The sequence below is a fragment of the Streptomyces tsukubensis genome (genome assembly GCF_003932715.1).
Lineage (GTDB): Bacteria > Actinomycetota > Actinomycetes > Streptomycetales > Streptomycetaceae > Streptomyces > Streptomyces tsukubensis.
In genome coordinates, this window is the sequence record NZ_CP020700.1 from 7,439,314 (window position 1) to 7,464,367 (window position 25,054).

21 protein-coding genes are annotated in these 25,054 nt (G+C 71.3%); 13 read left to right on the forward strand and 8 right to left on the reverse strand.

Going from position 1 to position 25,054, the window contains the following annotated elements:
- The first annotated feature begins 360 nt into the window (after positions 1-360).
- The 3 genes from B7R87_RS30935 to B7R87_RS30945 all read left to right on the forward strand — a co-directional run bounded on the left by B7R87_RS30935 (position 361) and on the right by B7R87_RS30945 (position 4,697).
- Positions 361-1,428, forward strand: coding sequence for an SCO0930 family lipoprotein (locus B7R87_RS30935; protein ID WP_006345060.1), 1,068 nt, complete (start codon positions 361-363; stop codon positions 1,426-1,428).
- 249 nt (positions 1,429-1,677) lie between these two features.
- Positions 1,678-2,490 carry an SAM-dependent methyltransferase gene (locus tag B7R87_RS30940; RefSeq protein WP_006345059.1) on the forward strand — a complete coding sequence of 271 codons (813 nt, stop codon included), beginning with the start codon at positions 1,678-1,680 and terminating at the stop codon, positions 2,488-2,490.
- Positions 2,490-4,697, forward strand: coding sequence for a putative bifunctional diguanylate cyclase/phosphodiesterase (locus B7R87_RS30945; protein ID WP_006345058.1), 2,208 nt, complete (start codon positions 2,490-2,492; stop codon positions 4,695-4,697). Before B7R87_RS30940 ends, B7R87_RS30945 begins: the two co-directional genes overlap by 1 nt.
- Before the next feature lie 49 nt (positions 4,698-4,746).
- On the opposite strand, the gene B7R87_RS30950 is transcribed toward B7R87_RS30945, so the two are convergent.
- Positions 4,747-5,661, reverse strand: coding sequence for a LysR family transcriptional regulator (locus tag B7R87_RS30950; protein WP_187144515.1), 915 nt, complete (start codon positions 5,659-5,661; stop codon positions 4,747-4,749).
- A 95-nt stretch (positions 5,662-5,756) separates the two neighbouring features.
- On the opposite strand from B7R87_RS30950, the gene B7R87_RS30955 reads away from it, so the two are divergent.
- From B7R87_RS30955 to B7R87_RS30965, 3 genes are read left to right on the forward strand one after another with little or no spacing between them, the layout of a single operon-like run.
- Positions 5,757-6,479 carry a succinate dehydrogenase cytochrome b subunit gene (locus B7R87_RS30955; protein WP_006345056.1) on the forward strand — a complete coding sequence of 241 codons (723 nt, stop codon included), beginning with the start codon at positions 5,757-5,759 and terminating at the stop codon, positions 6,477-6,479.
- Entirely contained in the window at positions 6,480-8,426 is a 1,947-nt protein-coding gene (locus B7R87_RS30960; protein ID WP_006345055.1) for a fumarate reductase/succinate dehydrogenase flavoprotein subunit, read from the forward strand. It begins immediately after the preceding gene.
- Entirely contained in the window at positions 8,423-9,169 is a 747-nt protein-coding gene (locus tag B7R87_RS30965; protein WP_006345054.1) for a succinate dehydrogenase/fumarate reductase iron-sulfur subunit, read from the forward strand. Before B7R87_RS30960 ends, B7R87_RS30965 begins: the two co-directional genes overlap by 4 nt.
- Before the next feature lie 40 nt (positions 9,170-9,209).
- Here the strand turns inward: B7R87_RS30965 and B7R87_RS30970 are convergent, their stop codons facing one another.
- Both B7R87_RS30970 and B7R87_RS30975 read right to left on the reverse strand, forming a co-directional pair.
- The gene (locus B7R87_RS30970) at positions 9,210-11,555 is read right to left on the reverse strand and encodes an ATP-binding cassette domain-containing protein (protein WP_130584797.1); all 2,346 of its coding nucleotides are present in this window, start codon (positions 11,553-11,555) and stop codon (positions 9,210-9,212) included.
- A gap of 310 nt (positions 11,556-11,865) precedes the next feature.
- Positions 11,866-12,081: a dodecin gene (locus B7R87_RS30975; RefSeq protein WP_006345052.1), complete on the reverse strand. Its 216-nt coding sequence runs from the start codon at positions 12,079-12,081 to the stop codon at positions 11,866-11,868.
- Positions 12,082-12,274: 193 nt separating this feature from the next.
- Between B7R87_RS30975 and B7R87_RS30980 the strand changes: the two genes are divergently transcribed.
- Positions 12,275-13,537 (forward strand): extracellular solute-binding protein, encoded by a 1,263-nt coding sequence (locus B7R87_RS30980; RefSeq protein WP_040912943.1) that lies wholly within the window; start codon positions 12,275-12,277, stop codon positions 13,535-13,537.
- Between the two features lie 99 nt (positions 13,538-13,636).
- Here B7R87_RS30980 and egtD read toward each other — a convergent pair whose 3' ends face one another.
- From egtD to egtA, 4 genes are read right to left on the reverse strand one after another with little or no spacing between them, the layout of a single operon-like run.
- Positions 13,637-14,629: an L-histidine N(alpha)-methyltransferase gene (egtD, locus tag B7R87_RS30985; RefSeq protein ID WP_006345050.1), complete on the reverse strand. Its 993-nt coding sequence runs from the start codon at positions 14,627-14,629 to the stop codon at positions 13,637-13,639.
- A complete protein-coding gene (gene egtC, locus B7R87_RS30990) occupies positions 14,626-15,390 on the reverse strand; it encodes an ergothioneine biosynthesis protein EgtC (protein ID WP_006345049.1) in 765 nt (254 codons plus the stop codon). Before egtC ends, egtD begins: the two co-directional genes overlap by 4 nt.
- Complete coding sequence (egtB, locus tag B7R87_RS30995) at positions 15,390-16,718, reverse strand: ergothioneine biosynthesis protein EgtB (protein WP_006345048.1); 1,329 nt, start codon at positions 16,716-16,718, stop codon at positions 15,390-15,392. The genes egtC and egtB overlap by 1 nt, the downstream gene beginning before the upstream one ends.
- Positions 16,715-18,001 (reverse strand): ergothioneine biosynthesis glutamate--cysteine ligase EgtA, encoded by a 1,287-nt coding sequence (egtA, locus tag B7R87_RS31000; protein WP_040912941.1) that lies wholly within the window; start codon positions 17,999-18,001, stop codon positions 16,715-16,717. The genes egtB and egtA overlap by 4 nt, the downstream gene beginning before the upstream one ends.
- Positions 18,002-18,172: 171 nt before the next feature.
- On the opposite strand from egtA, the gene B7R87_RS31005 reads away from it, so the two are divergent.
- From B7R87_RS31005 to B7R87_RS31015, 3 genes are all read left to right on the forward strand, one after another.
- Positions 18,173-19,006 (forward strand): TIGR02452 family protein, encoded by an 834-nt coding sequence (locus B7R87_RS31005; protein ID WP_006345046.1) that lies wholly within the window; start codon positions 18,173-18,175, stop codon positions 19,004-19,006.
- A 108-nt stretch (positions 19,007-19,114) separates the two neighbouring features.
- Positions 19,115-20,137, forward strand: coding sequence for a LacI family DNA-binding transcriptional regulator (locus B7R87_RS31010; RefSeq protein ID WP_006345045.1), 1,023 nt, complete (start codon positions 19,115-19,117; stop codon positions 20,135-20,137).
- A 56-nt stretch (positions 20,138-20,193) separates the two neighbouring features.
- Positions 20,194-20,463 carry a hypothetical protein gene (locus B7R87_RS31015; protein WP_006345044.1) on the forward strand — a complete coding sequence of 90 codons (270 nt, stop codon included), beginning with the start codon at positions 20,194-20,196 and terminating at the stop codon, positions 20,461-20,463.
- A gap of 20 nt (positions 20,464-20,483) precedes the next feature.
- Here the strand turns inward: B7R87_RS31015 and trxA are convergent, their stop codons facing one another.
- A complete protein-coding gene (gene trxA, locus B7R87_RS31020) occupies positions 20,484-20,852 on the reverse strand; it encodes a thioredoxin (RefSeq protein WP_006345043.1) in 369 nt (122 codons plus the stop codon).
- A gap of 254 nt (positions 20,853-21,106) precedes the next feature.
- Between trxA and B7R87_RS31025 the strand changes: the two genes are divergently transcribed.
- The 3 genes from B7R87_RS31025 to B7R87_RS33270 all read left to right on the forward strand — a co-directional run bounded on the left by B7R87_RS31025 (position 21,107) and on the right by B7R87_RS33270 (position 24,851).
- The gene (locus tag B7R87_RS31025) at positions 21,107-22,549 is read left to right on the forward strand and encodes a dihydrolipoyl dehydrogenase family protein (protein ID WP_006345042.1); all 1,443 of its coding nucleotides are present in this window, start codon (positions 21,107-21,109) and stop codon (positions 22,547-22,549) included.
- 880 nt (positions 22,550-23,429) lie between these two features.
- On the forward strand, positions 23,430-24,026 hold the full coding sequence (locus B7R87_RS34210) for an ATP-binding protein (RefSeq protein ID WP_269847479.1): 597 nt from the start codon (positions 23,430-23,432) through the stop codon (positions 24,024-24,026).
- A 651-nt stretch (positions 24,027-24,677) separates the two neighbouring features.
- A complete protein-coding gene (locus B7R87_RS33270; protein ID WP_006345040.1) occupies positions 24,678-24,851 on the forward strand; it encodes a hypothetical protein in 174 nt (57 codons plus the stop codon).
- The last annotated feature ends 203 nt before the right edge of the window (positions 24,852-25,054 follow it).

The following is a 25,054-nucleotide window of genomic DNA, read 5'->3' on the forward strand; positions in this document are numbered from 1 at the left end:
TTTCCGCGGAAGGGCGGAGTTTGCCCCTCGATAACCGAAACGCTAGGAGTGGCCCCACCCGGTCGCGATCCCTGTCGGGCGAACGGGTCATCCGTGTCCGCCGGGCGGGGGACACCGGCGGCGCGCCGCCAACGGTCCGTACCGTCTGCCGTCCCTGTATCCGCCTGTATCTGCCTGTCCACCCGTATCCGCACGCTTCGTGCGCCGGTACGGCCCGGTTCCCCGGCCGCCCGCCTCCGGAAACTTGCGCCGCAGTTGAACACTTTCCCGTACCGCCGCCGTACCTAGGGCCGTGGACGGCGTACCCGGGCGCCGTCGACACCACGGACTCGGAGACGGACGGACCCACGGGAGTACACGATGAAGACCTGGCGAAGCGCGTCGGCCGCCGCGGCCGCGGCAGCCCTGCTGGCAATGACGACGGCGTGCGGTCAGGAGGACCGGGGCGGCGGTGGCGGTACGGACAGCGGGCAGCCCGTCGGCGCGGCGAAGCCGGCCTCGGGCGGCGGCTACGGGGACTACGGCTCCGGCACCGCCACGGCCCCGGGCGGTGCGGCGAAACCGGCCGGACGGCTCGCGGTACGGAACATTCCGCAGCTCGGCGAGGTCCTCACCGACAGCGCCGGATTCACCCTCTACCGCTTCGACGAGGACACTGCGAAACCCCCGCGGTCCCGTTGCGAAGGCGACTGCGCGAAGGCTTGGCCGGTGGTGGCCGCGGAGGGGGCGACCGCCCCGTCCGGAGCCGACCCCGACCTCCTCGGCGAGGTGACGCGGCCCGACGGCGGCACCCAGCTGACCGTCGCCGGATGGCCCGTGTACCGGTACGCCGAGGACACCGCGGCGGGGCAGGCCCGGGGACAGGGCGTCGGCGGTACCTGGTTCGCCGCAGCCCCGGACGGCGGCAAGGCGGGCGGCGGGGGAGCGGCGGGCACGGGTGGCACGGGTGGCACGGGCGGCTACGGCACCCCGGGCGGGGATTCCGCTTCCGGCTCTGCTTCCGGTTCCGGTGCTGCTTCCGGCGCTGATTCCGCCCCTGGGGCAGGTCGTACCGAATCCGCAGCTCCGCCCGGACTGTCGACCCGCAAGGATCCGAAGCTGGGCGAGATCGTGGTGGACCGCGCGGGCATGACGGTCTACCGCTTCGTCAAGGACTCGGCCTGGCCGATGCGCACCGCCTGCACCGGGGCGTGCCTGGAGAAGTGGCCCGTGGTGGCACCCGTCAACAAGAACGACACCCGGGGCATCCTCAAGAAGGGTTTTGTCACCTTCGCCCGGCCCGACGGAATCAAGCAGCAGACCATCGACTGCTGGCCGCTCTACACCTTCGCAGGTGACCGCGGCCCCGGGGAGACCAACGGGCAGGGCGTGGGCGGCACCTGGTTCGCCGTGACCCCGCAGGGCAAGGTGGTCAGGACGGCGAAGTAGCCGCGCGCCGGCCGGCGAACGCACCCCCGTCCGGCAGCCCGCCGGCACGACTCCCGGTCCCCCGGCCCGGCCCCCGCGCGGGCCGGCGGACCGGGTCCGTACCTCCGTGATGTGACCAACAACCGGTCTGCCGATTCCGGTTTGGACTCGCCCAATTGGCGGCCGATCAGTAGCCTCGGCTCGAACACCGGCCGTGAGCACGGCCGGAGGCATCCGCACGAGGTCCGGTCGACCCGGTTGGAGACATCCATGGAGCGTGCTGTCTGGGCCCCGCCCGGCATCGACACCTCGGTGGCCGGTGTGGCCCGGATGTACGACTACTACGCGGGCGGCTCCCACAATTTCGCGGCCGACCGGGACGCCGCGCGCCGGACGCTGGACTTCCTGCCCGGCCTGCCCAAGAGCGTCCAGGCCGACCGGGCCTTTATGCGCAGGGCGGTGACCTGGGCGGTCGGCCGGGGAATCACCCGCTTCCTCGACATCGGCTGCGGCATGGTGTCGTACGGCAACGTCCACCAGGTGGCGCGGTCCGCCGACCCGGCGTGCCGCATCGTCCATCTGGACCACGATCCGGTCGCCGTCGCCCACGGTCGGGCGGTGGCCGGTGACGACCCCGGGATCGCCGTGGCCGTGGCCGACCTGCGCAGACCCCGGCAGATCCTCGACGGCCCCGAGGTCGCCGAACTACTGGAAGCGGCCAGTCCGGTGGCGCTGTTGCTGCTCGGCGTGCTTCCCTTCGTCGAGGACGCGGAGGACCCGTACGGCGCGGTACGGGAGTTGGGCGAAGCCCTCCCGCCGGAGAGTCTGATCGTCATCACCCACGCCGCGTACGACCGCGTCCCGGTGTCGCAGGAGCAGACGGAAGGCGCCCTGGGGGTCTACCGTGACATCCGCAGTCCACTGACATTGCGTTCACAAGAGCAAATTGCTCGGTTCTTCGAGGGGTACGAGATGGTCGAGCCCGGACTGGTGTTCACGCCGCACTGGCGGCCGGACGCCCCAGCCGAGCAGGAGGACCCATATGCCTTCTCAAGCTACGCAGGGGTGGGGCGCAAGGCGTGATGGCGCCGTCGCAGGCAACCGGTCCCACGGCGGACCCGGACGGTCTTGAGGACAGACTCCGCCGTTTCGCGACCATCTGGAGCCGTGCCGTCTTCCCCGTCACCGCGACCTCGCTGACCCGGGGCGAGGTCGAGGAGCATCTGCTGCCGCTGGCGCGCAGCCTCTGCGCCCTGCTGCACGCCCGCCCCTTCGATCCGGCACCGGCCCAGCGGGTCGGTGCGGCGCTCGTCGATGCCCACTGCACCGACCCCGACGCGCTGGTGCGCACCCTCGGTGTCATCGACGCCTATCTGGTGCTCTACTGCGGCGGCGCGGGCGACGAGGAGCTGACCGTCGAGGACGGGCGGACCCGCTGCACCCGCCTCCAGCACGCGGTGGCCGCCGGATTCGCGGCCGGGCTCCGCGACCGCACCCTGTCCGAGCAGGAGGCCGTCGCCCGCTCCGCACTGATGGCCCGCTCCGACGCCGTACACGCCCTGCACGCCACCGAGACCCGGCTGCGGGCCGTCTTCGAAGGCGCGGCGATCGGTATCGGCGTCGCCGAACTCGACGGCACCGTCGTCGAGGTCAACGAGACCCTCACCCGGATGTTCGGCGGACTGGAGCACCATGTCCGCGGCAAGAAGATCACCGAGTGGACCCATCCCGAGGACCGCCCCCATGTCGCCCAGCTCTACCGCGAGCTGAAGCGCGGCGAACGCGAGCACTTCCGGGTGGAGAAGCCGTTCTTCCGTGACGACGGCACCGCTCTGTGGACCAATCTGACGATGTCCCTGCTCCGTGACCCGGAGGGGAGACCCCAGTACCTCCTCGCACTCCTGGAGGACACCACCGAACGGCGGCTGCTCAACCTCCGCCTGCGGTACGAGGCCACCCATGACGCGCTGACCGGGCTGCCCAACCGCACGCTCTTCTTCGAACGGCTGGAGAAGGCCCTCGCCGGGACGGGACCGGGCAAGGGCACCGCCGACCCCCAGACCGCCGCGGCCGAGAACCGGTTCGGGCTCTGCTACCTCGACCTCGACGGTTTCAAGGCCATCAACGACAGCCTCGGGCACGCCACCGGCGACCGGCTGCTCGTCGAGGTCGCGGACCGGCTGCAGAGCTGCGCCACCGCCCCCGGTGAGATGGTCGCCCGGCTCGGCGGCGACGAGTTCGTCGCCCTCACCACCGGCCCCGACACCGAGTACGAGGTCGGTGAGCTGGCCGCCCGGATCCTCGGCGCCCTCGGCACCCCGATCCTGGTCGACGGCCGGGAGTTCACCGTGCGCGGCTCCATCGGCATCGTCGAGGGACCGGCCGGGGAGCGCACCACCGCCGAGGTGCTGCGCAGCGCCGACATCACCATGTACCGGGCGAAGGCGCGCGGCGGGAACCGCTTCGAGATGGCGGACCCGGAACTCGACCAGCGGGCCATCACCCGGCACGGGCTGACCACCGCCCTGCCCGCCGCGCTGGAACGCGGCGAGTTCTTCATCGAGTACCAGCCCCTGGTGCATATGGGCGACGGCCGGGTCCACGGCGCCGAAGCCCTGGTGCGCTGGTCGCATCCGCAGCACGGGATCCTCGGACCCGACCAGTTCATCCCGCTCGCCGAGCACACCGGACTGATCGTCCCGCTGGGCCGCTGGGTCCTCCAGGAAGCGGTGCGCCAGGCCTGCGACTGGCAGCAGCACCGCACCGAGGGCGCTCCGCTGCGGATCAACGTCAATCTGTCGCCGGCCCAGCTCCAGCACCCCGGGCTGGTCAAGGACACGGTCGCCGTCCTGGAACGGGCCGGACTCGAACCCGGCGCGCTCTGCCTGGAGGTCACCGAGTCCGCGTTGATAGGAGCCGACGAGGGGTTGCTCAAGCCGCTCCGTCAGCTGGCCGAACTCGGTGTCGACATCGCCCTCGACGACTTCGGCACGGGCTACTCCAACCTGGCCAATCTGCGGCGGCTGCCGGTGAGCGTCCTCAAGCTCGACCGCTCCTTCACCAAGGGCATGCAGCAGGCGCCCGTCGACCCGGTCGATCTGAAGATCGTCGAGGGCATCGTGTCACTGGCCCACAGCCTTGAACTCGCGGTCACCGTCGAGGGCGTGGAGACCGGAGTCCAGGCCGACCAGCTCCGTGAACTGGGCTGCGATACCGCCCAGGGCTGGTACTACGCCCGGCCGGGCCCGCCGGACCAACTGCATGCGCTCTCGCTGGCGGACGCGATCTGAGGCCGTAACACGGTGATGGTACGGGCCGCCGCCCGGCCCGTACCCCGTCTCACTCCTCCGCCGGACCGGCCCCCGCCGCACCCGCGCCGGTCGTCGCGAGCAGCACCCGCTGGAGCTCGCGGGCGGCCCGCGGCGGCGCCACGTCGCTGCGGTGCGCCAGGGCGATCGTCCGCCGCAGCCCCGGCGGTGCCAGCGGGGTCACCCGCAGATCCGGACCCGAGCGGTCCGCGACCATCCGGGGCACCACCGCGGCCCCCAGTCCGGCCCGGACGAAGCCCAGCACCGCGTCCATCTCGCCGCCCTCGACCGTGAACGACGGCTCGAAACCCGCCGACCGGCAGGCCGCCACCGTCAGCTCCCGCAGGTCGTAACCGTGCCGGAACATCACCAGCGGCACCTCCCGCAGATCGGAGATCCGCACCGGGCTCGGCGGCGCGGGCGCGATTGCCGACGAGACCACCACAAGATCCTCGCGCAGCAGCTCGACGGTGGTCAGCGCGGGCGACGCGGGCGGCAGCGGCAGCACGATCAGCGCCAGGTCCAGCGCCCCCCGGGCCAGTCTCCGCACCAGATCGTGCGACCCGCCCTCGTCGATCAGCAGCCGGATGCCCGGATGCCGGTCGTGGAAGGCCCGCAGCACATCGGGGAGGAGCCCGGTGCAGAGACTCGGCGTGGCCCCGAGCCGGACCCGGCCCCGGCGGAGCCGGACCAGCTCCTGCACCTCGTGCCGGGCGGTGTCCGCGTCCGCCAGGATCCGCCGGGCCAGCGGCAGCAGCGCCTCGCCCGCCTCCGTCAGCCCGATATTGCCCCGGGCTCGGCTGAACAGCTCCGTCCCCAGCTCCTTCTCCAGCGCCCGCACCTGCTGGGAGAGCGACGGCTGGGAGACATGGACCCGCTCGGCGGCGCGGGTGAAGTGCCGGGTCTCCGCCACGGCCACGAAATACAGGAGCTGCTGGAACTGCATATCCCCAGGATAGACGCCATCATAGGAGCTGCCTATGGAGATCAGCCGAATCATGTCTTGGACCACTGGTCATGAGCGCGTCTACGGTTCCCGACATGGCTTCGGCAACACGTACGGAACGGAAACCGGCGGCCGGGACCCGGCCCCGGCCCCCGCGCTCCTTCTGGGGGTCCACGGTCGGCAAGAAGACCGTGATGGCCGTCAGCGGACTGATCATGCTCGGCTATCTGGTCGCCCATGTCGCGGGCAATCTGAAGGTCTTCTTCGGACCCGAGGAGTTCAACGCCTACGGCCACTGGCTGCGCACCATGGGCGCGCCCGTGCTCCACCACGAGTGGGCGCTGTGGATCGTGCGGATCGGACTGGTCGCCGCGGTCGTCGCGCACGCCGTCAGCGCGTACCAGCTGAGCCGCCGGGACATCCGGGCCCGTCCCACCGGCTATGTGCACAAGCGGCGCCGGGCGAGCTACGCCACCCGGACCATGCGCTGGGGCGGGGTGATCATCGCCCTCTTCGTCGTCTGGCACATCCTCGACCTGACGACCCTCACGGTGAACGAGAACGCCGAGCCCGGCAAACCGTACGAGAACGTCGTGGCCACCTTCTCGACCTGGTACGGCAACGTCATCTACCTCACGGCGATGCTCGCCGTCGGGCTGCACGTCCGGCACGGCTTCTGGAGCGCCGCCCAGACCCTCGGCATCGGCAGCGCCCGCCGCGACCGGGCCCTCAAGTCCGTGGCCAACGGCCTCGCGCTCGTCCTGACCGCGGGCTTCGTCGCCGTACCCGTCGCCGTGATGACCGGAGTGGTGAGCTGAATGAGTTACACGGAGTACGAGACCGGCGCCCCGGTCACCGACACCAAGGCGCCGGACGGGCCGATCGCCGGGCGCTGGGACCGCCGCCGCTTCGAGGCGAAGCTCGTCAACCCGGCCAACCGGCGCAAGCACACCGTCATCGTGGTGGGCACCGGACTGGCCGGCGGAGCGGCCGGCGCCACCCTCGGTGAACAGGGCTACCAGGTGGAGCAGTTCTGCTACCAGGACTCGCCCCGCCGGGCCCACTCCATCGCCGCCCAGGGCGGTATCAACGCGGCCAAGAACTACCGCAACGACGGCGACTCGGTCCACCGCCTCTTCTACGACACCGTCAAGGGCGGCGACTTCCGCGCCCGTGAGTCCAATGTGCACCGGCTGGCCCAGATCTCCGTGGAGATCATCGACCAGTGCGTGGCCCAGGGCGTTCCGTTCGCCCGGGAGTACGGCGGACTCCTCGACACCCGCTCCTTCGGCGGCGTCCAGGTCTCCCGTACCTTCTACGCCCGCGGCCAGACCGGCCAGCAGCTCCTCCTCGGCGCCTACCAGGCCCTGTCCCGGCAGATCGCCGCGGGCACCGTCACCATGCACCCGCGGACCGAGATGCTCGACCTGGTCGTCGTCGACGGGCGGGCCCGCGGCATCGTGGCCCGCGATCTGATCACCGGCGAGATCTCCACCCACTTCGCGGACGCCGTGGTCCTGGCCACCGGCGGCTACGGCAACGTCTTCTATCTGTCGACCAACGCCATGAACTCCAACGCCACCGCCGTCTGGCGGGCCCACCGCCGCGGTGCCTGGTTCGGCAACCCCTGCTTCACCCAGATCCACCCCACCTGCATCCCGCGCACCGGCGACCACCAGTCGAAGCTGACCCTGATGAGCGAATCACTCCGCAACGACGGCCGTATCTGGGTGCCGAAGGCGGCGGGCGACACCCGGCCCCCGGGCGAGATCCCCGAATCCGAACGGGACTACTACCTGGAGCGGATCTACCCCTCCTTCGGCAATCTCGTCCCGCGGGACATCGCCTCCCGGGCCGCGAAGAACGTCTGCGACGAGGGCCGCGGCGTCGGCCCCGGCGGACAGGGCGTCTACCTCGACTTCGCGGACGCGATCCGCCGGCTGGGCCGCGAGAAGGTGGCGGAGCAGTACGGCAACCTGTTCGACATGTACCAGCGGATCACCGCGGAGGACCCGTACGAGGTCCCCATGCGGATCTACCCCGCCGTGCACTACACCATGGGCGGGCTCTGGGTGGACTACGACCTCCAGACCACCGTCCCGGGGCTCTTCGCGATCGGTGAGGCCAACTTCTCCGACCACGGAGCCAACCGCCTCGGCGCCTCCGCCCTGATGCAGGGACTCGCCGACGGATACTTCGTCCTGCCGTCCACCATCAACGACTACCTCGCCCGCACCCCCCTCGGTGACCGGCCCACCGCCGCGCATCCGGAGGTCGCGGACATCGTCGCGGAGACCGAGGACCGGCTGAACCTCCTGCTCGCCGTCGACGGCGACCGGACCCCCGACTCCTTCCACCGCGAACTCGGTGAACTGATGTGGGAGTACTGCGGGATGTCCCGTACGGAGGAGGGACTCCGTAAGGCCCTCGAACGCATCCCGCAGATCCGGGAGGAGTTCTGGCAGCGCATCAAGGTGCCCGGCACCGGAGACGAGTTCAACCAGTCGCTGGAGAAGGCCAACCGGATCGTCGACTATCTGGAGCTGGCCGAGCTGATGTGCCTCGACGCCCTGCACCGCGCCGAATCGTGCGGCGGCCACTTCCGCGAGGAGTCCCAGACCCCCGACGGCGAGGCCGCCCGCCGCGACGAGGAGTTCGGCTACGCCGCAGCCTGGGAGTTCCCCCGGGACCGGCGCGCCCCCGTCCTCCACAAGGAAACCCTCGTCTTCGAACACGTCCACCCCACCCAGCGGAGCTACGCATGAGGCTCACCCTCCGCGTCTGGCGCCAGCAGCGCGCCGACGCACCCGGCGCCATGGCCGTGTACGACGTCGACGGCATCTCCCCGGACATGTCGTTCCTGGAGATGCTCGACACCCTCAACGAGGAGCTGATCCTCCGCGGCGACGACCCCGTCGCCTTCGACCACGACTGCCGCGAGGGCATCTGCGGAGCGTGCAGCCTCGTCATCAACGGCGACGCCCACGGCCCCGAGCGGACCACCACCTGCCAGCTCCATATGCGGTCCTTCACCGACGGCGACACCATCGACGTGGAACCCTGGCGGGCCGCCGCCTTCCCGGTGGTCAAGGACCTGGTCGTGGACCGCTCCGCCTTCGACCGGATCATCCAGGCCGGCGGCTATGTGTCCGCCCCCACCGGCTCGGCGCCCGAAGCCCACGCCGCACCGGTGCCGAAGGCCGACGCCGACTACGCCTTCGAACACGCCGAGTGCATCGGCTGCGGGGCGTGCGTGGCCGCCTGCCCCAACGGGTCGGCGATGCTCTTCACCTCAGCGAAGGTCAACCACCTCAAGGTGCTGCCACAGGGCGCGCCCGAACGGGAGAGCCGGGTGCTCGACATGGTCGCGGCCATGGACGAGGAGGGCTTCGGCGGCTGCACCCTGGCCGGCGAATGCGCCACGGCCTGCCCCAAGGGCATTCCCCTGCCGTCGATCTCCGCCATGAACAAGGAGTGGCTGCGCGCGACCAGGCGCACCCGGACCTGACAGCGGCACCGGGCACCCGGTCCGCGCCCGCCGGGCCGGTTCAGCCCCGCAGGGCCCGGGCCAGCCAGGGGGCGGTACGGCTGCCGGGGGCCGCCGCCACCTGCTCCGGCGTGCCCTCCGCGACCACCCGGCCGCCCTCGGCGCCGCCACCCGGGCCCAGGTCCACCACCCAGTCGGCCCGGGCCACCACCGTCATGTCGTGCTCCACGACGACCACCGAATGCCCCCCTTCCACCAGCACGTCGAGCCGGTCCAGCAGGATCTCCACATCCGCCGGATGCAGTCCGGCCGTCGGCTCGTCGAGGACGTACAGCGTGGGCTCCCGGCGCGGACGCTGGAGTTCGCTCGCCAGCTTGATGCGCTGCGCCTCGCCGCCGGACAGCTCCGTCGCGGGCTGCCCGAGCCGGAGATGGCCGAGCCCCACCTCCAGCAGTGCGCCGAGGCTGCGGGCGGCGGCCGGGACATCGGCGAAATGCCCGGCCGCCGACTCCACGGTCAGGTCCAGCACCCCGGCGACGGTCAGCCCTCGGTGGCGTACCGCGAGGGTCTCCTCGTTGTACCGGGCGCCGCCGCACTCCGGGCACGGCGAACGGGTACTGGGCAGGAACAGCAGCTCCACCGAGACGGAACCCTCGCCCTGGCACGTCTCGCACCGCCCGCCCGCGACGTTGAAGGAGAACCGGCCCGCGCCGAAGCCGCGCTTCCGCGCCTCCTCCTCCGCCGCGAACAGCCTGCGGACCGTGTCGAACAGTCCGGTGTACGTGGCGAGGTTGGACCGGGGCGTCCGGCCGATCGGCTTCTGGTCCACGGTCACCAGCCGGCCGACCCCGGGAGTGCCGGGGGTGATCTCCCCGACCAGGGTCGACTTCCCGGAGCCCGAGACGCCCGTGACCGCCGTGAAGGCGCCCAGCGGGATCCGGACCTCCGTGCCCCGCAGATTGTGCCGGGTCACCGGGCCGATCCGCAGCCGGCCCGAAGGCTTCCGCACCCGCCGGGGCCCGGGCGCGCCGCGGTCGAGGAGATGCCGACGGGTAGCCGAGTCCGGCACCCCGGCAAGACCGGCCGGCGGACCGCTGTAGAGGACGCGCCCGCCGTGCTCACCGCCGCCCGGCCCCACGTCCACCAGCCAGTCGGCGGCCCGCATCACCTCCAGATGGTGCTCCACGGCGAACACCGAGTTCCCCGCGGCCTTCAGCCGGTCCAGCACGGTCAGCAGCGCCCGGGTGTCGTCGGGGTGCAGCCCGGCGGACGGCTCGTCGAGGACGTACACCACCCCGAACAGGCCCGACCGCAACTGCGTCGCGAGCCGGAGCCGCTGCAGCTCGCCGCTGGAGAGCGTGGGCGCCGCCCGGTCCAGGCCGAGATAGCCGAGCCCCAGCTCCGCGACCGGGGCGATCCGGGCCAGCAGATCCGCGGTCAGCACCCGGGTGGTCTCGTCACCGCCGGTCCGCGCCGCGGTCAGCAGTTCGGCCAGCGCCCGCAGCGGCAGGGCCGCCAGCTCCGCGATCGACCGGCCCGCGAAGGTCACCGCCAGCGCCTCGGGGCGCAGCCGCGCGCCCCCGCACTCCGGACAGGGCGCCGAGCGCAGGAACCGCTCCGCCCGGTCCCGCAGCGTCCGGCTCTTCGATGTGGCGAAGGTGTGCAGCACATAGCGGCGTGCGCTCTGGTACGTACCCCGGTACGGCCGCTGGATACGGTCGGCGTCCCGGACCGGATGGACCGTCACCACCGGCTGCTCCCCGGTGAACAGGATCCACTCCCGGTCCTTCGGGGCCAGCTCCCGCCACGGCCGGTCGACGTCGTACCCGAGGGCGTCCAGGATGTCGCGGAGGTTCTTGCCCTGCCAGGCGCCCGGCCAGGCGGCGACGGCGCCCTCGCGGACCGACAGCGACGGATCAGGGACGAGCAGCTCCTCGTCGGTCTCGTGGACCTGCCCCAGACCCTGGCAGTGCGGACAGGCTCCGGCGGCCGTGTTCGGTGAGAAGGCGTCCGAGTCCAGCCGCCGGGCACCGGGCGGATACTCCCCGGCCCGGGAGAACAGCATCCGCAGCGAATTGGAGAGCGCGGTCACCGTCCCCACCGAGGAGCGCGAGGAGGGGTTGGAACGGCGCTGCTCCAGCGAGACCGCCGGCGGCAGCCCGGTGATCTCGTCCACCTTCGGCGCCCCCACCTGGTGGATCAGCCGCCGGGCATAGGGGGCGACGGACTCGAAGTAGCGGCGCTGCGCCTCGGCGTAGACGGTGCCGAAGGCGAGGGACGACTTCCCCGACCCCGACACCCCGCTGAACACCACCAGCGCATCGCGCGGCACATCCACGTCGACATCGCGCAGATTGTGCTCCCGGGCGCCACGGACACGAACGAAGGAGTCATGAGGACGGTGCACGGGCGGTCGATTCCAGGAGACGGGGTGCGGGGGGTGTTACGGGTCTTCTTCCGGAACGGGGGAGGGGCCGGACTCACGCGTCCCTGATACGGGTGCGCCCTCGCGCGCTCCCGGTACCGGCGCGCCCTCGCGCCCTCGGTCGCGCCGCCGGTAGCAACAAGGCGCCATACACCATGCCGACATGCGCTGTACACCGGCCCTTCCACCGCTCCCACGAGGAACTTTCACAAGCGAAGAGACGCTCCGAATATACCGGTGGCCGGAATGCGCCGTCGGTGTCGCGGTTCCGGCCGAACGGGCCGGGGTGGTGTCACGCGGGGTCCTCCAGCCGGAAACCGACCTTCAGGCCTACCTGGTAGTGCTCGACGAGGCCGTCGACGATATGGCCGCGGACCTGCTGCACTTCGAACCAGTCCAATCCCCTGACTGTCTGGTTTGCGCGTTTGATTGCGTTTCGGATGGCCTGGTCGACGCCTTCCGTTGACGTTCCGACGATCTCGGTCACGCGATAGGTGTGATTCGACATGGGCGGTGGGCTCCTCTCGGTACGCTCGTTCCGCCCGGCGGCCGGAGTGCGCCGCGGAAGAAGTGTCCTGATCGAGGCCTGGGCGGGGTTGACCTCTCCTTTTGGTCCATACCAAAATCCAGCCACGCCCTGCGCGTCCCTGATCGCGATACCCCCCATCGGGTTCACATTTTCATGCCATAAGGTGAACGTTGTGAGAAGCCGCCCTGTCCCCACTTCTGTCGCACTGGTGTGCCTTGTCTCGCTCACCGGCTGCGGAATCATCCCCGGCACCGGGTCCGACGAGACCACGGTGAAGATCTGGCTGATGAAGGACAGCGCGTCCGACGACTTCCTCGAACGTTTCACCAAGCAGTACGAGAAGGAGAATCCCTCCGTCGACCTGAAGGTCGAGTTCCAGGAGTGGACCGGCATCGGCGCCAAGGTGAACGCCGCCCTGGAGGGCAAGGACACGCCCGACATCATCGAGGTCGGCAACACCCAGGTCGCCCAGTACGCGGAGAGCGACGGACTCACCAACCTCACCGTCGAGGCGACCCGCGACCTCGGCCAGGAGGACTGGCTGCCCGGTCTCGCCCAGCCCGGGAACATCGGCGGCGCCCAGTACGGCATCCCGTGGTACGCGGCCAACCGTGTCGTCATCTACAACAAGAAGATCTTCCAGGAGGCGGGCATCCGCGCGCTGCCCAAGAACCAGGAAGAGTGGATCGACATCACCAAGCGGCTCAACGCCAACGGCAACCAGGGCATCTACCTCCCCGGGCAGGACTGGTACACCCTCGCCGGCTTCGTCTGGGAAGAGGGCGGCGAACTCGCCGTCGAGCGGAGCGGCACCTGGGACGGGGCGCTCCACAGCAAGGCCGCCGTGAAGGGCATGAAGTTCTACAAGGAGCTCCAGGCCCTCGGCGCCGGCCCGGTGGCGGGCGACGAGCGCACCCCCCTGCAGACCGGTGTCTTCGCCAAGGGCAATGTGGCCCAGCTGATCGACACCCCCGGGGCGACCGCGGCGATCCTCAAGGCCAACCCCGCCCTGAAGAAGGAAGACCTCGGCTACTTCCCGATACCGGGCAAGCAGACCGGCAAGCCCGGCGCGGTCTTCACCGGCGGCTCCGACCTCATCGTCCCGGAGCAGGCCGACAACCGCGCCGCCGCCGTCGAGGTCGTCAAGGCCCTGGCCGGCGAGAAGTGGCAGATCGAACTCGCCCGCGCCATGAACTACGTGCCCAACAAGAAGGGCCTGGCCGGCCAGGTCTCCGGGGAGAGCAACAAGGCCATGGCCCAGGGCGCCGGTGCCCGCGGCAGCAAGGCCACCCCGAACTCGCCCCGCTGGGCCAACGTCGAACTGAAGAACCCCATCAAGCCCTATATGACGGCGGTGCTGAAGGGCGGCGACCCCGAGGCCGAGGCGCAGAAGGCCTCCGCGGCCATCACCAAGATCCTGGCCTCCACCCTCTGACCAGGCTTCCGGCCGCCCCTTCGCGGCCCGCCGCCGTACCGCCGCCGAGGCGGGGACACGCCACCGCGCGTCCCCGCCTCGGCGGCATTCCGGCACCCATCACCCGGTGATGGCCGTAGGCACCGGAACCGACACCGGCACCGACAGCGAGAGCGCGAACCGCCCGGCGGCATCCGTCCACCAGTGAGTCAGCTCAAGACCGGCCGCTGCCAGCTCCGCCCGTACGCCCTCCTCCCGGAACTTGGCCGACACCTCGGTCCGCAGCTCCTCGCCCTTCTCGAACGGCACCGCGAAACCCAGCTCCGGGAACTTCACCGTGACCGCCGACCGCGCCCGCAGCCGCATCTCGATCCACTCGTGCTCCGGATCCCAGAGCGCCACATGGTCGAAGTCCGCCGGATCGGCGTCCGCGCCCAGCTCCCGTGCCAGCACCCGCAGCACGTTCTTGTTGAACTCGGCCGTCACCCCGGCCGCGTCGTCGTAGGCCCGCACCAGCACCGCCGGATCCTTCACCAGATCCGTACCGAGCAGGAATCCGTCGCCCGGCGCCAGCAGCGCCCGTACCGACTTGAGGAACGCGGCGCGCTCCCGCGGCAGCAGATTGCCGATCGTGCCGCCGAGGAAGGCCACCAGCTTCGGGCCGGGGGTGTCCGGCAGCTCCAGCGCCGCGGTGAAGTCCGCGACCAGGGCGCGGACGTGCAGCTCCGGATGGTCCGCGAGCAGGGCGTGCGCCGCCCCCGTCAGCGCGCTCTCGCTCACGTCCACCGGTACGTACGAGTGCAGCCCGGTCAGGGCCGCCAGCAGATGCCGGGTCTTCTCGGACGAGCCGGAACCCAGCTCCACCAGCGTGCGCGCCCCGCTCGCGGCGGCGATCTCGGGGGAGCGGTCGACGAGGATCTCCCGCTCGGCCCGGGTCGGGTAGTACTCCGGCAGCCGGGTGATCTCGTCGAACAGTTCGCTGCCCCGGGCGTCGTAGAACCACTTCGGCGGCAGCGTTCTCGGAGTGGTGGTCAGCCCTTCGGTCACATCGGCGCGCAGCGCGGCGCCGGTGGCGTCCTCGGGCAGGGTGCGGGTCAGGTCGAACGTGCTCACGTGGGGGGCTCCTTGAGGGGGGTCAGGAGGACATCGGCGCGGACCGCCCGCACCAGGGTGCGGTCGGGCACTTCGCGCCAGCGCGGATCGTCGTCGTACGGCTCCGATGCCACGACCGTGCCGCCGCCCGGGGCGCCCGGCCCGGTCAGATACCAGAGCGAATCGCCCCAGACGGTCGCGGTGATCGTGGAACCGTCGGTGAGCAGCAGATTCAGCCGGGATCCCGGGGCCACGGCGGCCACCTCGGACACGGTGGCGGCCAGCGCCTCACCGGGCTCGTCGCCCTCCCGCAGCCTGCGCAGCGCCAGCGCCCACAGCAGGGCCGCGTCGCAGCGGGCTTCCAGGGCCAGCAGCTCCGCGGCGGGAAGCGCGGCGGCGAGCGGGGCGACGCTCCTCGGCCAGCCCTTCACCGCTCCGTTGTGACTGAACAGCCAGGGCCCGGCGGCGAAGGGCGCCGCGGCGGCCTCACCGTCCGCGCCCGGTTCGGTGGCATCGCGTACGGCCGCAAGGAACGCCGTACTCCGGATCATCCGGGCGAGATCCCCGAACGGCAGATCCGCCCAGACCGGACCGGAGCGCCGGTAGCGCCCGGGCACCGGATCGCCGTCCGCGTACCAGCCGACACCGAAACCGTCCGCGTTGACGGTCCCGTGCCGCTGCCGGCGCGGCGCCCACGACTGGCGCAGCAGCGAGTGCGGCGGCGCGGTCAGCACCTCGCCGAGCCGCAGCGGCGGTCCCAGATAGGCGAGATGACGGCACATCACACGTCCCGGGCGGTACGGAAACCGGCGAAGATCTGGCGGCGCACCGGCAGGTCCCAGTTGCGGAACGTGCCCCGGCAGGCCACCGGGTCGACCCCGAAAGCCCCACCGCGCAGCACCTTGTACGAGGAGCCGAAGAACACCTCCGAGTACTCGCGGTAGGGGAACGCCGAGAAGCCCGGATAGGGCAGGAAGTCGCTCGCCGTCCACTCCCACACATCGCCGACGAGCTGCCGCACCCCCAGCGGCGAAGCGCCTTCGGGAAAGCTCCCCGCGGGCGCGGGCCGCAGATGCCGCTGGCCGAGATTGGCCCGCTCGGGCGTCGGGTCGGCGTCCCCCCAGGGGAAGCGGCGGGACCGGCCGGTCGCCGGATCGTGGCGGGCGGCCTTCTCCCATTCGGCCTCCGTCGGCAGCCGCCGCCCCGCCCACCGGGCGAACGCGTCGGCCTCGTACCAGCTCACGTGCAGAACCGGCTCTCCGTCCGGCACCGGTTCCGTGACACCGAAGCGGCGGCGCAGCCACCCCGCGCCGTCCCGGCTCCAGAAGAGGGGGGCTTCGATCCCGTTCCGCCGGATCTGCGCATAGCCCTCCGCGGCCCACCAGCGCGGATCGCGGTAGCCGCCGTCCTCCACGAAGGCCCGGAAGGCGCCGCAGGTCACCGGAGTGGTGTCGAGGAAGAAGGGGGCGACGTCGCGGTGGTGGGCGGGCCGTTCGTTGTCCAGCGCCCACGGTTCGGTGGAGGTGCCCATGGTGAAGGGGCCGCCGGGGACGAGGACCTCGGCCGCCGCGGGCAGCTCACCGGGCGCGGGGGCCGGGGGCTCCGGGGCGGACAGCGCGGCCGGACCCGACCGCAGCTGATGGGTGATCAGCATGGTCTCGTCGTGCTGCTGCTCGTGCTGGGCGATCATCCCGAACGCGAAGGAGTCCTCGGTGAGGCGGCCGGCGCCGTCCAGGGGAGCCGCGTCGAGTACGTCCAGCACCCGCTCGCGGACCTCGGCCGCATAGCGGCGGGCCTCGCCGGGCGGCAGCAGCGGCAGCGACGGCCGGGTGGCCCGGGGGTGCTCGAAGGCGTCGTACACCGAGTCGATCTCGGGGCGCAGGGCGGCCTTCCGGCCGACCGTGCGCAGCAGCCACTGCTCCTCCTGATTGCCGATATGCGCCAGATCCCAGACCAGTGGGGACATCAGCGGGGAGTGCTGGGCGGTCAGTTCGCCGTCGTCGACGGCGTCGGTCAGCAGGGCGGTACGGGCCCGGGCCGCGGTCAGCGCACCGAGGGCACGCCCGCGCAGTGCGCGGGGCTCGTCCCGCGCGGTCGGCTCCGTGGTCACGGTCGTGGCTCCTTTCCCCGGGAGGTCCCCCGGGCCGGTGGTGCCAGGTCGTCGGCGGGACATCGCCCCGGCAGTACATGCCGCTCGTGGAACGCCGCCACCGCTTCGGACACACCCCGCGAGGCACCGGCCCGGGGCAGCGCCTCCAGCGCCGCGTCGAAACACGCCACGGCCGCGGCGTGCAGCTCCGGATCGCTCAGCCCGTGCCGGGCGGCGTCCAGCCAGAGCGGATTGCGCGGCGCGGGACGCGAGCCGGCCCGCTCCGCCAGCGGTTTCACGGTCCGGTAGACCCGCTCCGCGGCCTCCGGATCGTCGAACAGGGCGGCCGTGACCGCCAGCGGTACCTGCCAGCCGTCGGCACCGGGCTGGGCGTCGATCATCCTCAGCTCCAGATGCCCGCGCGGCCGCACCGGCGGAAACAGCGTCGTCAGGTGGTAGTCGAGATCGGCCCGGGTCGGCGGACGGGGCGCGCCGCTGCGTATCCAGCGGCGGAAGGTGAGCCCCTGCGGACGCTCCCAGGGCCCGTCCGCGGACCGGACCACCATCACCGGCGCGTCCAGCACATGGCCGGTCCAGGCCGCGCGGGGCTCGCGGTCCAGCGGCGGCGCGATCGGCCGCACCGGGTCCAGCTGCGCCCAGATCGCCTGCCGGGTGGAGCGCCAGCCGGTGGCCCGCCCCTCCAGCGTGGGGGAGTTGGCGAACGCCGCGGTCAGCACCGCGCCCAGCAGATGCGCGAGCTGCCAGCGCCTGCCGTGGCCGAGCGGCCCCGGCTCCTCCTCCCCGGCGTCCAGACAGACCTGGATGGAGGCGGAGGAACACATCATGATCCGCCCGCAGGGGCTGGTCCGGTCGAGGTACGCCTCCATCGCCTCGTAGCGGGGATCCTGCAGCAGCCTGCGGGCCGGCTGCCAGGGGTCGATGCCGATTCCGGCGAGGGTCAGACCGTCCCGGTCCAGCAGGGACCGGACGGCGCGGAGGTCGGCCGATACGGCGTCGACGCACTCCATCAGGGAGGCCGCCGGGGCCGAACTCAGCTCCAGCTGACCACCGGGCTCCACGGTGACCGCCGAGGTCAGCGGCAGGGCCCGGGTGCTCTCATGGGCCGCCGTGAGCCGGTCGTCCGGAACGCGGCGGCGGGGGTCGTGCTTCTCGTGGACGAGCCACTCCAGCTCCACGCCCACCGTCCGGGGCGGGCCGGTCTTGAAGCAGATACATCGGAGGAGATCCTCCGCCTCCGCTTCACCTAGGGGCCGGCTGTTGTCGCCGGCATCGGGTGGTCGCATGATCGGCTCCTCTTTCGAAGGCACCCTGCCAACCTAAGGCCACGCCCGCACGGCCGCACAAGGGCGCCTCCGCCCTCCCCGGCCGAAGGTGCACGGTCGCCGGAACCGTGCACCGGACCGCGGCCGAAAAGGGTTTGCCGCAGTCTTCGCAGGTCGTCGACGATGGCGGCGATGAGTACGCGACTGAGGGCGATCGCCCGCGAGAACCAGAAAATCGTTGAAGACGGGACCTATCTCACCCCGGACGGCCGCAGGGTCACCCTCGGTGCCCGGCTGGCCAGGGCCCTCGACGGAACCGTGCTCTACGGCCCCGAACCGCTCTCCGTCACCCCGGACACCGACCGCACCACCCTGATCCGGGTCACCGGGGCGAGCAGTACCACCGCGGCCATCCGGTTGGCCGATACCGCACCCGAGCCGGTGGCCGTCCTCAGCTTCGCCTCCGCGCGCAACCCGGGCGGCGGCTATGTCAACGGGGCGCATGCGCAGGAGGAAGCACTCTGCCGGTCCTCCGCGCTCTACCACACCCTGCTGCGCGCCCCCGGCTACTACGCGTACCACCGGGAGAACCGGGACCCCTTCTACTCGGACCGGGTGATCCACTCGCCCGCCGTCCCCGTCTTCCGCGACCATCGGGACCGGCTCCTCGACACACCCCGTACCGCGGGCTTCCTCACCTCGCCCGCCCCCAATGCCGGCGTGATAGCCCGCCGGGAGCCGGAGCGCGCCGCGCTGGTCCCCGCCGCACTCGCCCGCCGCGCCGAACGGGTGCTGGAGGTCGCCGTGGACCGCGGCTACCGCCGACTGGTGCTCGGAGCCTGGGGCTGCGGAGTCTTCCGCAACGACCCGGCGACCGTGGCGGCGGTCTTCCGGGACCTGCTCATGGACGGAGGGCGGTTCGCCCGCCACTTCGACGAGGTGGAGTTCGCCGTGCTCGACCGGACCCGCGACCGGACCGTCCTCGGCGCCTTCCGGGCCGCCTTCGAGGCCCCGGACGCCGACTGAAGGCGCGAACACCCGGCCTCCCCAAGGGAGTTGCCGAAGGCTACGGGCGCCGGATCCGGCCATCCGCCCCACGTTGTGCAGGGTCGTTCTGGAATGATGCCGAGGGCGATGAGCCAGACACCCAAACAGACCGCGGACCGTTCCGTACCCACGAGTGCCGACGTAGCCCGCTTAGCCGGGGTCTCCCGGGCCACCGTCTCGTACGTCCTCAACAACACGGCATCGGTCCGGATCAGCGAACCGACCCGCCGCCGTGTGCGCGAGGCGGCGGAGGAACTCGGCTACGTACCCCATGCCGCCGCCCGCAGCCTGCGCGCAGGACACACCCGGATGGTCGTACTGCCCCCGGCGACCCTGCCCGCCGGCCCCCTCTACGGGCGCTTCCTCGCCGAACTCCAGTCGGCGCTGCGCCGCCTCGACTACACCGTCGTCCACTACGGCAGCCTCGGCCTCGACGGCGACGAGGCGGCCCGCTCCTGGGCCGAACTCCGGCCGGTCGCGGTCGTCGCCCTCGGCGAGGTCGGCCTCACCCCGCACGGCGTGGACGTCCTCAAACGCTCCGGAGCCCGGGCCGTCGTCACCCTCGGCTCCCGCCGGGTGGCCGGCGCGCACTGCTTCGTCATGGACCAGCGGGAGGTCGGCGCCCGCGCCGTCGCCCACCTGGTGGAACGGGGCCGGCGCGCCATCGGGGTCGTCATGCCGCAGGAATCCGGACTCGAACGCTTCTCCGAACCCCGCATCGAAGGCGCCCGGCGCGCCGCCGCGGCCGCCGGTGCCCGGATCGAAGCCCTCCCCCTGCCGTACGAGGAGGAACCCGCCGCCGCCCTCGCCGCCCGCTGGCGCGGCCTCGGTCTGGACGCGGTCTTCACGTACAACGACGACTACGCCGTCCTGCTGATGCGCGCCCTCCAGGACGAGGGAATCACCATCCCCGCCGAAACCGCCGTCATAGGCGCCGACGACCTGCTGCTCGGACGGCTCCAGCGACCCCGGCTGAGCACGGTCCACATCGACCTCGTCACCGGGCGCAAGCTGGCCGAGCTGGTGGACCGGGTGGTGAGGGAACCGGGCGAGGAACCCGCCGTACACGATCTGATGGGCGCCCGGGCGGTGCACCGCGACTCCACCTGACCGGCCGCGGCCCGGTGCACGTGCGGGCCCGGCGCGGCGGCCCTACCGTCGCACGCATGAGGACACCACCGAAGCGCTTCGAGATCCTCGTCGTGCCCGAACACGTCGTGGGGCACGACGGAACGTTCCGGCCCGAGGACGCCATCCGTTCGGCCCTCGTCGAGGCGACGGGCGAATGGGGCGCGTCGGGCTATCCGCGCTACGCGGGCCAGGGCGTCGTCGCGGACGTCGACCCGGCCACCCGCACCGTGGAGGCGGTGCTCGTCGACGGAGCGGAGCTGGACTACGGCCTCACGGTGCGGGTGGTGGACGCGCCCCTGGGGTGACCGGTCGCGACCGGACGGTGTCACTTCCCGCCGCCGGCCTCCGCCACGGAACGGTGCACCTCGTCCATGTCGAGCGCCCGGGCCTGACCGATCACGTCCTCCAGGGCGGCCTCCGGCAGGGCGCCCGGCTGGGCGAACACCGCCACCTTCTCGCGGACGATCATCAGGGTCGGAATGGACCGGATCTCGAACGCGGCGGCCAGCTCCGGCTGCGCCTCGGTGTCGACCTTGGCGAAGACCAGATCGGGGTGCCGCTCGGCCGCGCCCTCGTAGACCGGGGCGAACTGCCGGCACGGACCGCACCACGAAGCCCAGAAGTCGATCAGGACGAAGCCGTTCCCGTCGATGACCTCGTCGAAGTTCTCCTTGGTGAGCTCGACAGTGCTCATGACATGCTCCTCTGCTTTCCCGTGTCGGCCGTCCGGACCGGACCGGCCACTTCCGGCACCGGCGACAACGGCGCCCCCGGCCCGGCTATTCCTGCCCGGGGCCCGCCCCCGTATGTGTGCCGGGCGGCCCGCGGCTCGCGGATGTCACCACCCCGGGCCACGGGATATGTGATCATCGACGGAAACCGGACATTCCCCGGCGCGGGTGCGGCGTGCAGGGCGCCCGGCAGACGCGCCGGACCTGGAGGGACACCATGGACAGCACGAGGCCCGAGCCCGTGGAGTACGACGTCGTGGTACTGGGAGCGGGTCCCACCGGGGAGAACGTGGCCGACCGGGTCCGGGCGGCGGGTCTGAGCGCAGCCGTCGTGGAGAGCGAACTCGTCGGCGGGGAGTGCTCCTACTGGGCGTGCATGCCCAGCAAGGCCCTGCTCCGCCCGGCGATCACCCGGGCCGACGCCCGGCGCGTGCCCGGGCTCAGCGGAGCCGTCCAGGGCCCGCTCGACGCCGCGGCCGTCCTCGCCCACCGCGACGAGTACGCCTCCCACTGGAAGGACGACGGCCAGGTCGCCTGGCTGGACTCGACGGGCGCCCGGTTCTACCGCGGACAGGGCAGGCTGCACGGCCCCCGGAAGGTCGTCGTCGACAGCTCCGAGGGCGAACACCACGTACTGACCGCCCGCCATGCCGTGGCCGTCTGCACCGGCAGCCGCGCCGTCCTCCCCGACCTGCCCGGAGTCGCCGGTGCCCGCGTCTGGACCAGCCGGGAGGCCACCAGCGCCCGGGCCGTGCCCGGCCGGCTCGCCGTCGTCGGCGGCGGGGTCGTCGGCGTGGAGATGGCCACCGCCTGGCAGGCCCTGGGTTCGCAGGTCACCCTGCTCGTCCGCGGTGACGGGCTGCTGCCCCGGATGGAGCCCTTCGTCGGTGAGCACGTCACCGCCGCACTCACCGAGGCGGGCGCCGACATCCGTCTGAACACCGACGTCTCCGCCGTCGTCCGCGACGGCGGCAGCGGACCCGTCACCCTCGTCCTGGCGGACGGCGACCGCATCGAGGCCGACGAGGTCCTCTTCGCCACCGGCCGCGCACCGCGCACCGACGACATCGGCCTGGAGACCATCGGCCTCACACCCGGCTCGTGGCTCCCCGTCGACGACAGCTGCCGGGTCGACGGCAGCGACTGGCTGTACGCGGTCGGCGACGTCAACCACCGCGCCCTCCTGACCCACCAGGGCAAATACCAGGCCCGTATCGCCGGAGCCGCCATCGTCGCCCGCGCCCAGGGCGTCCCCCTCCTGGAAACCGACCGCTGGGGCGCCCACAGCGCCACCGCCGACACCGCGGGCGCCCCCCAGGTGATCTTCACCGACCCCGAGGCCGCCGCCGTCGGCCTCTCCCTCGCCGAAGCCGAGTCCGCGGGCCACCGGGTCCGCGCCGTGGACCACGCCATCGACGTGGCCGGCGCCGGCCTCTACGCCGACGGCTACCGCGGCCACGCCCGGATGGTCGTCGACCTGGACCGCGAGATCGTCCTCGGCGTCACCTTCGTCGGCCCGGGCGTCGGCGAACTGCTCCACTCGGCAACGGTCGCCGTGGTCGGCGAGGTCCCGATCGACCGCTTGTGGCACGCGGTTCCGCCGTACCCGACGATCAGCGAGATCTGGCTGAGGCTGCTGGAGGCGTACAGGCAGGGGTAGCCGACCGGGGCCTTACTAGGCGCCCCGCCGGCAGAAGCAGGCGGGGCGGTCAGACGACGGTGGGCCGGGGACTGGGTAGCTCATAAGGTGCTCGGTCCGGGGCTCGCCCTCTTGCGCAATGCTCTGTCCGGAAAGCATCGAGAGCGATGTGTGACGCGTGCGCTTCAGGTACTGGCACACGTCGGGCCCTCAGGTCGGGTAGCCCGATCTCCGCGATGTCCCACGGGGGGCTCCGGGGCGGAGAGCGCCGATCCCCGTGGTGAGTGATGCGCGAGAGTGACGAGGGTCGCTCAACTTCCCATGACGGATGTCCATCACAGCCAGGGCGACGCCGTTTCCATGAGGGCGCCCACAGTGCTGGCGGGGCGATGCCGCATGGTGACCTCGGCTGGTCCGGCCTGGAGTCTCCCTGTTGACGGTCCCGCTGCTGTCGCTTCTTCGGTGGGAAGTGGCCCACGGCCTGAACGAAGCGGGAAGCGGATGGTTGGGAACCGATCTCTTTGGGTGCCGTTGTCGACCGTACCCAAAGAGATCGCGAGAAATGTATTAATTCTCGCGATCTCTTTGGGTACGGATTCCTTGAACCCTCCTGTCCCGGAACCTCTGGGAGCGGTCGGCCATCGGCATGGTTTCTGTAGGAGTGAACGCATGCAGTTCATGACCTCTGTAAGGGAGGAATCCCCGCTTGGGCGGGGAATGCGACGGTTCGAAGCAGCCGACGCAATGAGATCGGGGATCATCCCCGCCTGTGCGGGGACCTGAGCTTGACAGAGATGCTAGCAGCTAAACCTCGTGACCAATAGGAGCGGTCGGAGTCTGTGCAGGGGGACCCTGCGCGCCTGGTGGTCTTTCGATATCTTGGCAAGAGGGGGTTGATGTGGTGGGCTCGAAGCTATTGATCTGCTCGTGTGTTACGCGGGGAGCCATCTTGAGAAAGTTCCTATCAGATTGTTGGTTGGACTCGCATGAGGGGGCCGAGCCCCATATTTTGAAGAAGAGGTTCCCAGGTCGTGCAGAACAGGTCGGCCGAGCCCGCGACTGGACACGGGGCGAGTTGCAGGGTGAACCATTTTTGGATGACGCATTATTTATTGTGGGCGAGTTGAGTGCGAACGCCGTCATACATACTGCCAGCGGATTGGCTTCCGGTGAATTCTGTCTGGAGTTCGGGGTGTCGGAGCGGGTCTTTACCTTGTCGGTTGTGGACGAGGGTGGAACGGATGGCACTCCTCGCTGGAAAGGCTATGACGGTGAGGCTGAGAATGGGCGAGGTCTTGAAATCGTCTTGGGTCTTGTCGGTCGGGTCGTGATTCACCGAGCCTCCGCTGGGTTGAGGGTCGCTGTAGATTTTCAGCGCGCCTCAGACTCTCCGGAGCCGGGGCCCGAGCGAGGGCCGGAAACGCCAAATCCGCTCCGATCAGCCGTTCGGTGGTTGGGTTCCGCCTGTGCGTCACTGTTCCGTCCGCGTCCCCGGTGACGGCCCGGGGCGCCCTGTCGGCCACCGTGTTCACCACCGCACACACTTGACTGTCGTGGCCAACGAGGCAACGCCCGAGGGGCCGCTGACACAAGGAGCCGATGGCCCGTTCCGCAGACATGTCCGCATCCAACCACCCTGCGCCGACACTCCCTTTCTCCATCAGATGGTTGCCGATGCGATGTACGTCATGTGACGGCAAGGGGTCGCTGACTTCATACGTAAAGGGACGAGGACAGGGATGCTCGCCGGATTCCAGAACCTCAGTTTCCGCATGTCCGTGCCGTCGCTGCTGATGCTGTGGTGGGCAGGGCAGAATGGAGATGTCCCAGGTCTATCGGAGGCCGGTATGGTGTGTCCTTTGCGGCGGCTGCTGGAGACGTACCGGGGTTGAGCACGCACGGTGGCTGCTGCGGAGTGCGCGTTACGGCTCGAACTGTGATCCAACGTCCCTCCGAGGTCGTGGCGGATGCCTCGCCGGAGTCCGCCGTCACCGGCTCGCCGGCCGCACGGTGCGCAGCCCCTGGTCCCAGCGGCGTTCGTGCCGCTGGTTGCCGTCCGGGTCCGGCAGCACATGCTCGGCGGGGACGATCAGTGCCGCTCCCGGGCCGACGGGGACGACGACCTGCGCCCGGGGGCTACCCGAGGCGGATGGACTGGCAACAGCCCCGGCCCGTCCTCTTCGTCCGCGGCCACACCGCCTACATCAGCGAACCCGCCGAGCGCCGGATACATGCCTTCGACATCGCATCGGGCAAGAAGCAGGCAACCGTCACCCTGCCCGAGGAGACCAACGAGCTGACCGGCGTCACCACTGACCACTGACCACTGACCACTGACCGGACACACGGACCGTCGGGAGAACGGGAGTTGTCCGCCTCGTCGACCAGAACTCCGGCAGCGGGAAACGGATCACCGTACGCACGGACCGCCTCGACGGGGCTCCCCCGGGCCCGGCCGCCGAACCCCACAGGACGACGGCCCGCACTGATGGGGCGGGTTCCCCGTCCGCTCGGTGCGACGCGCCC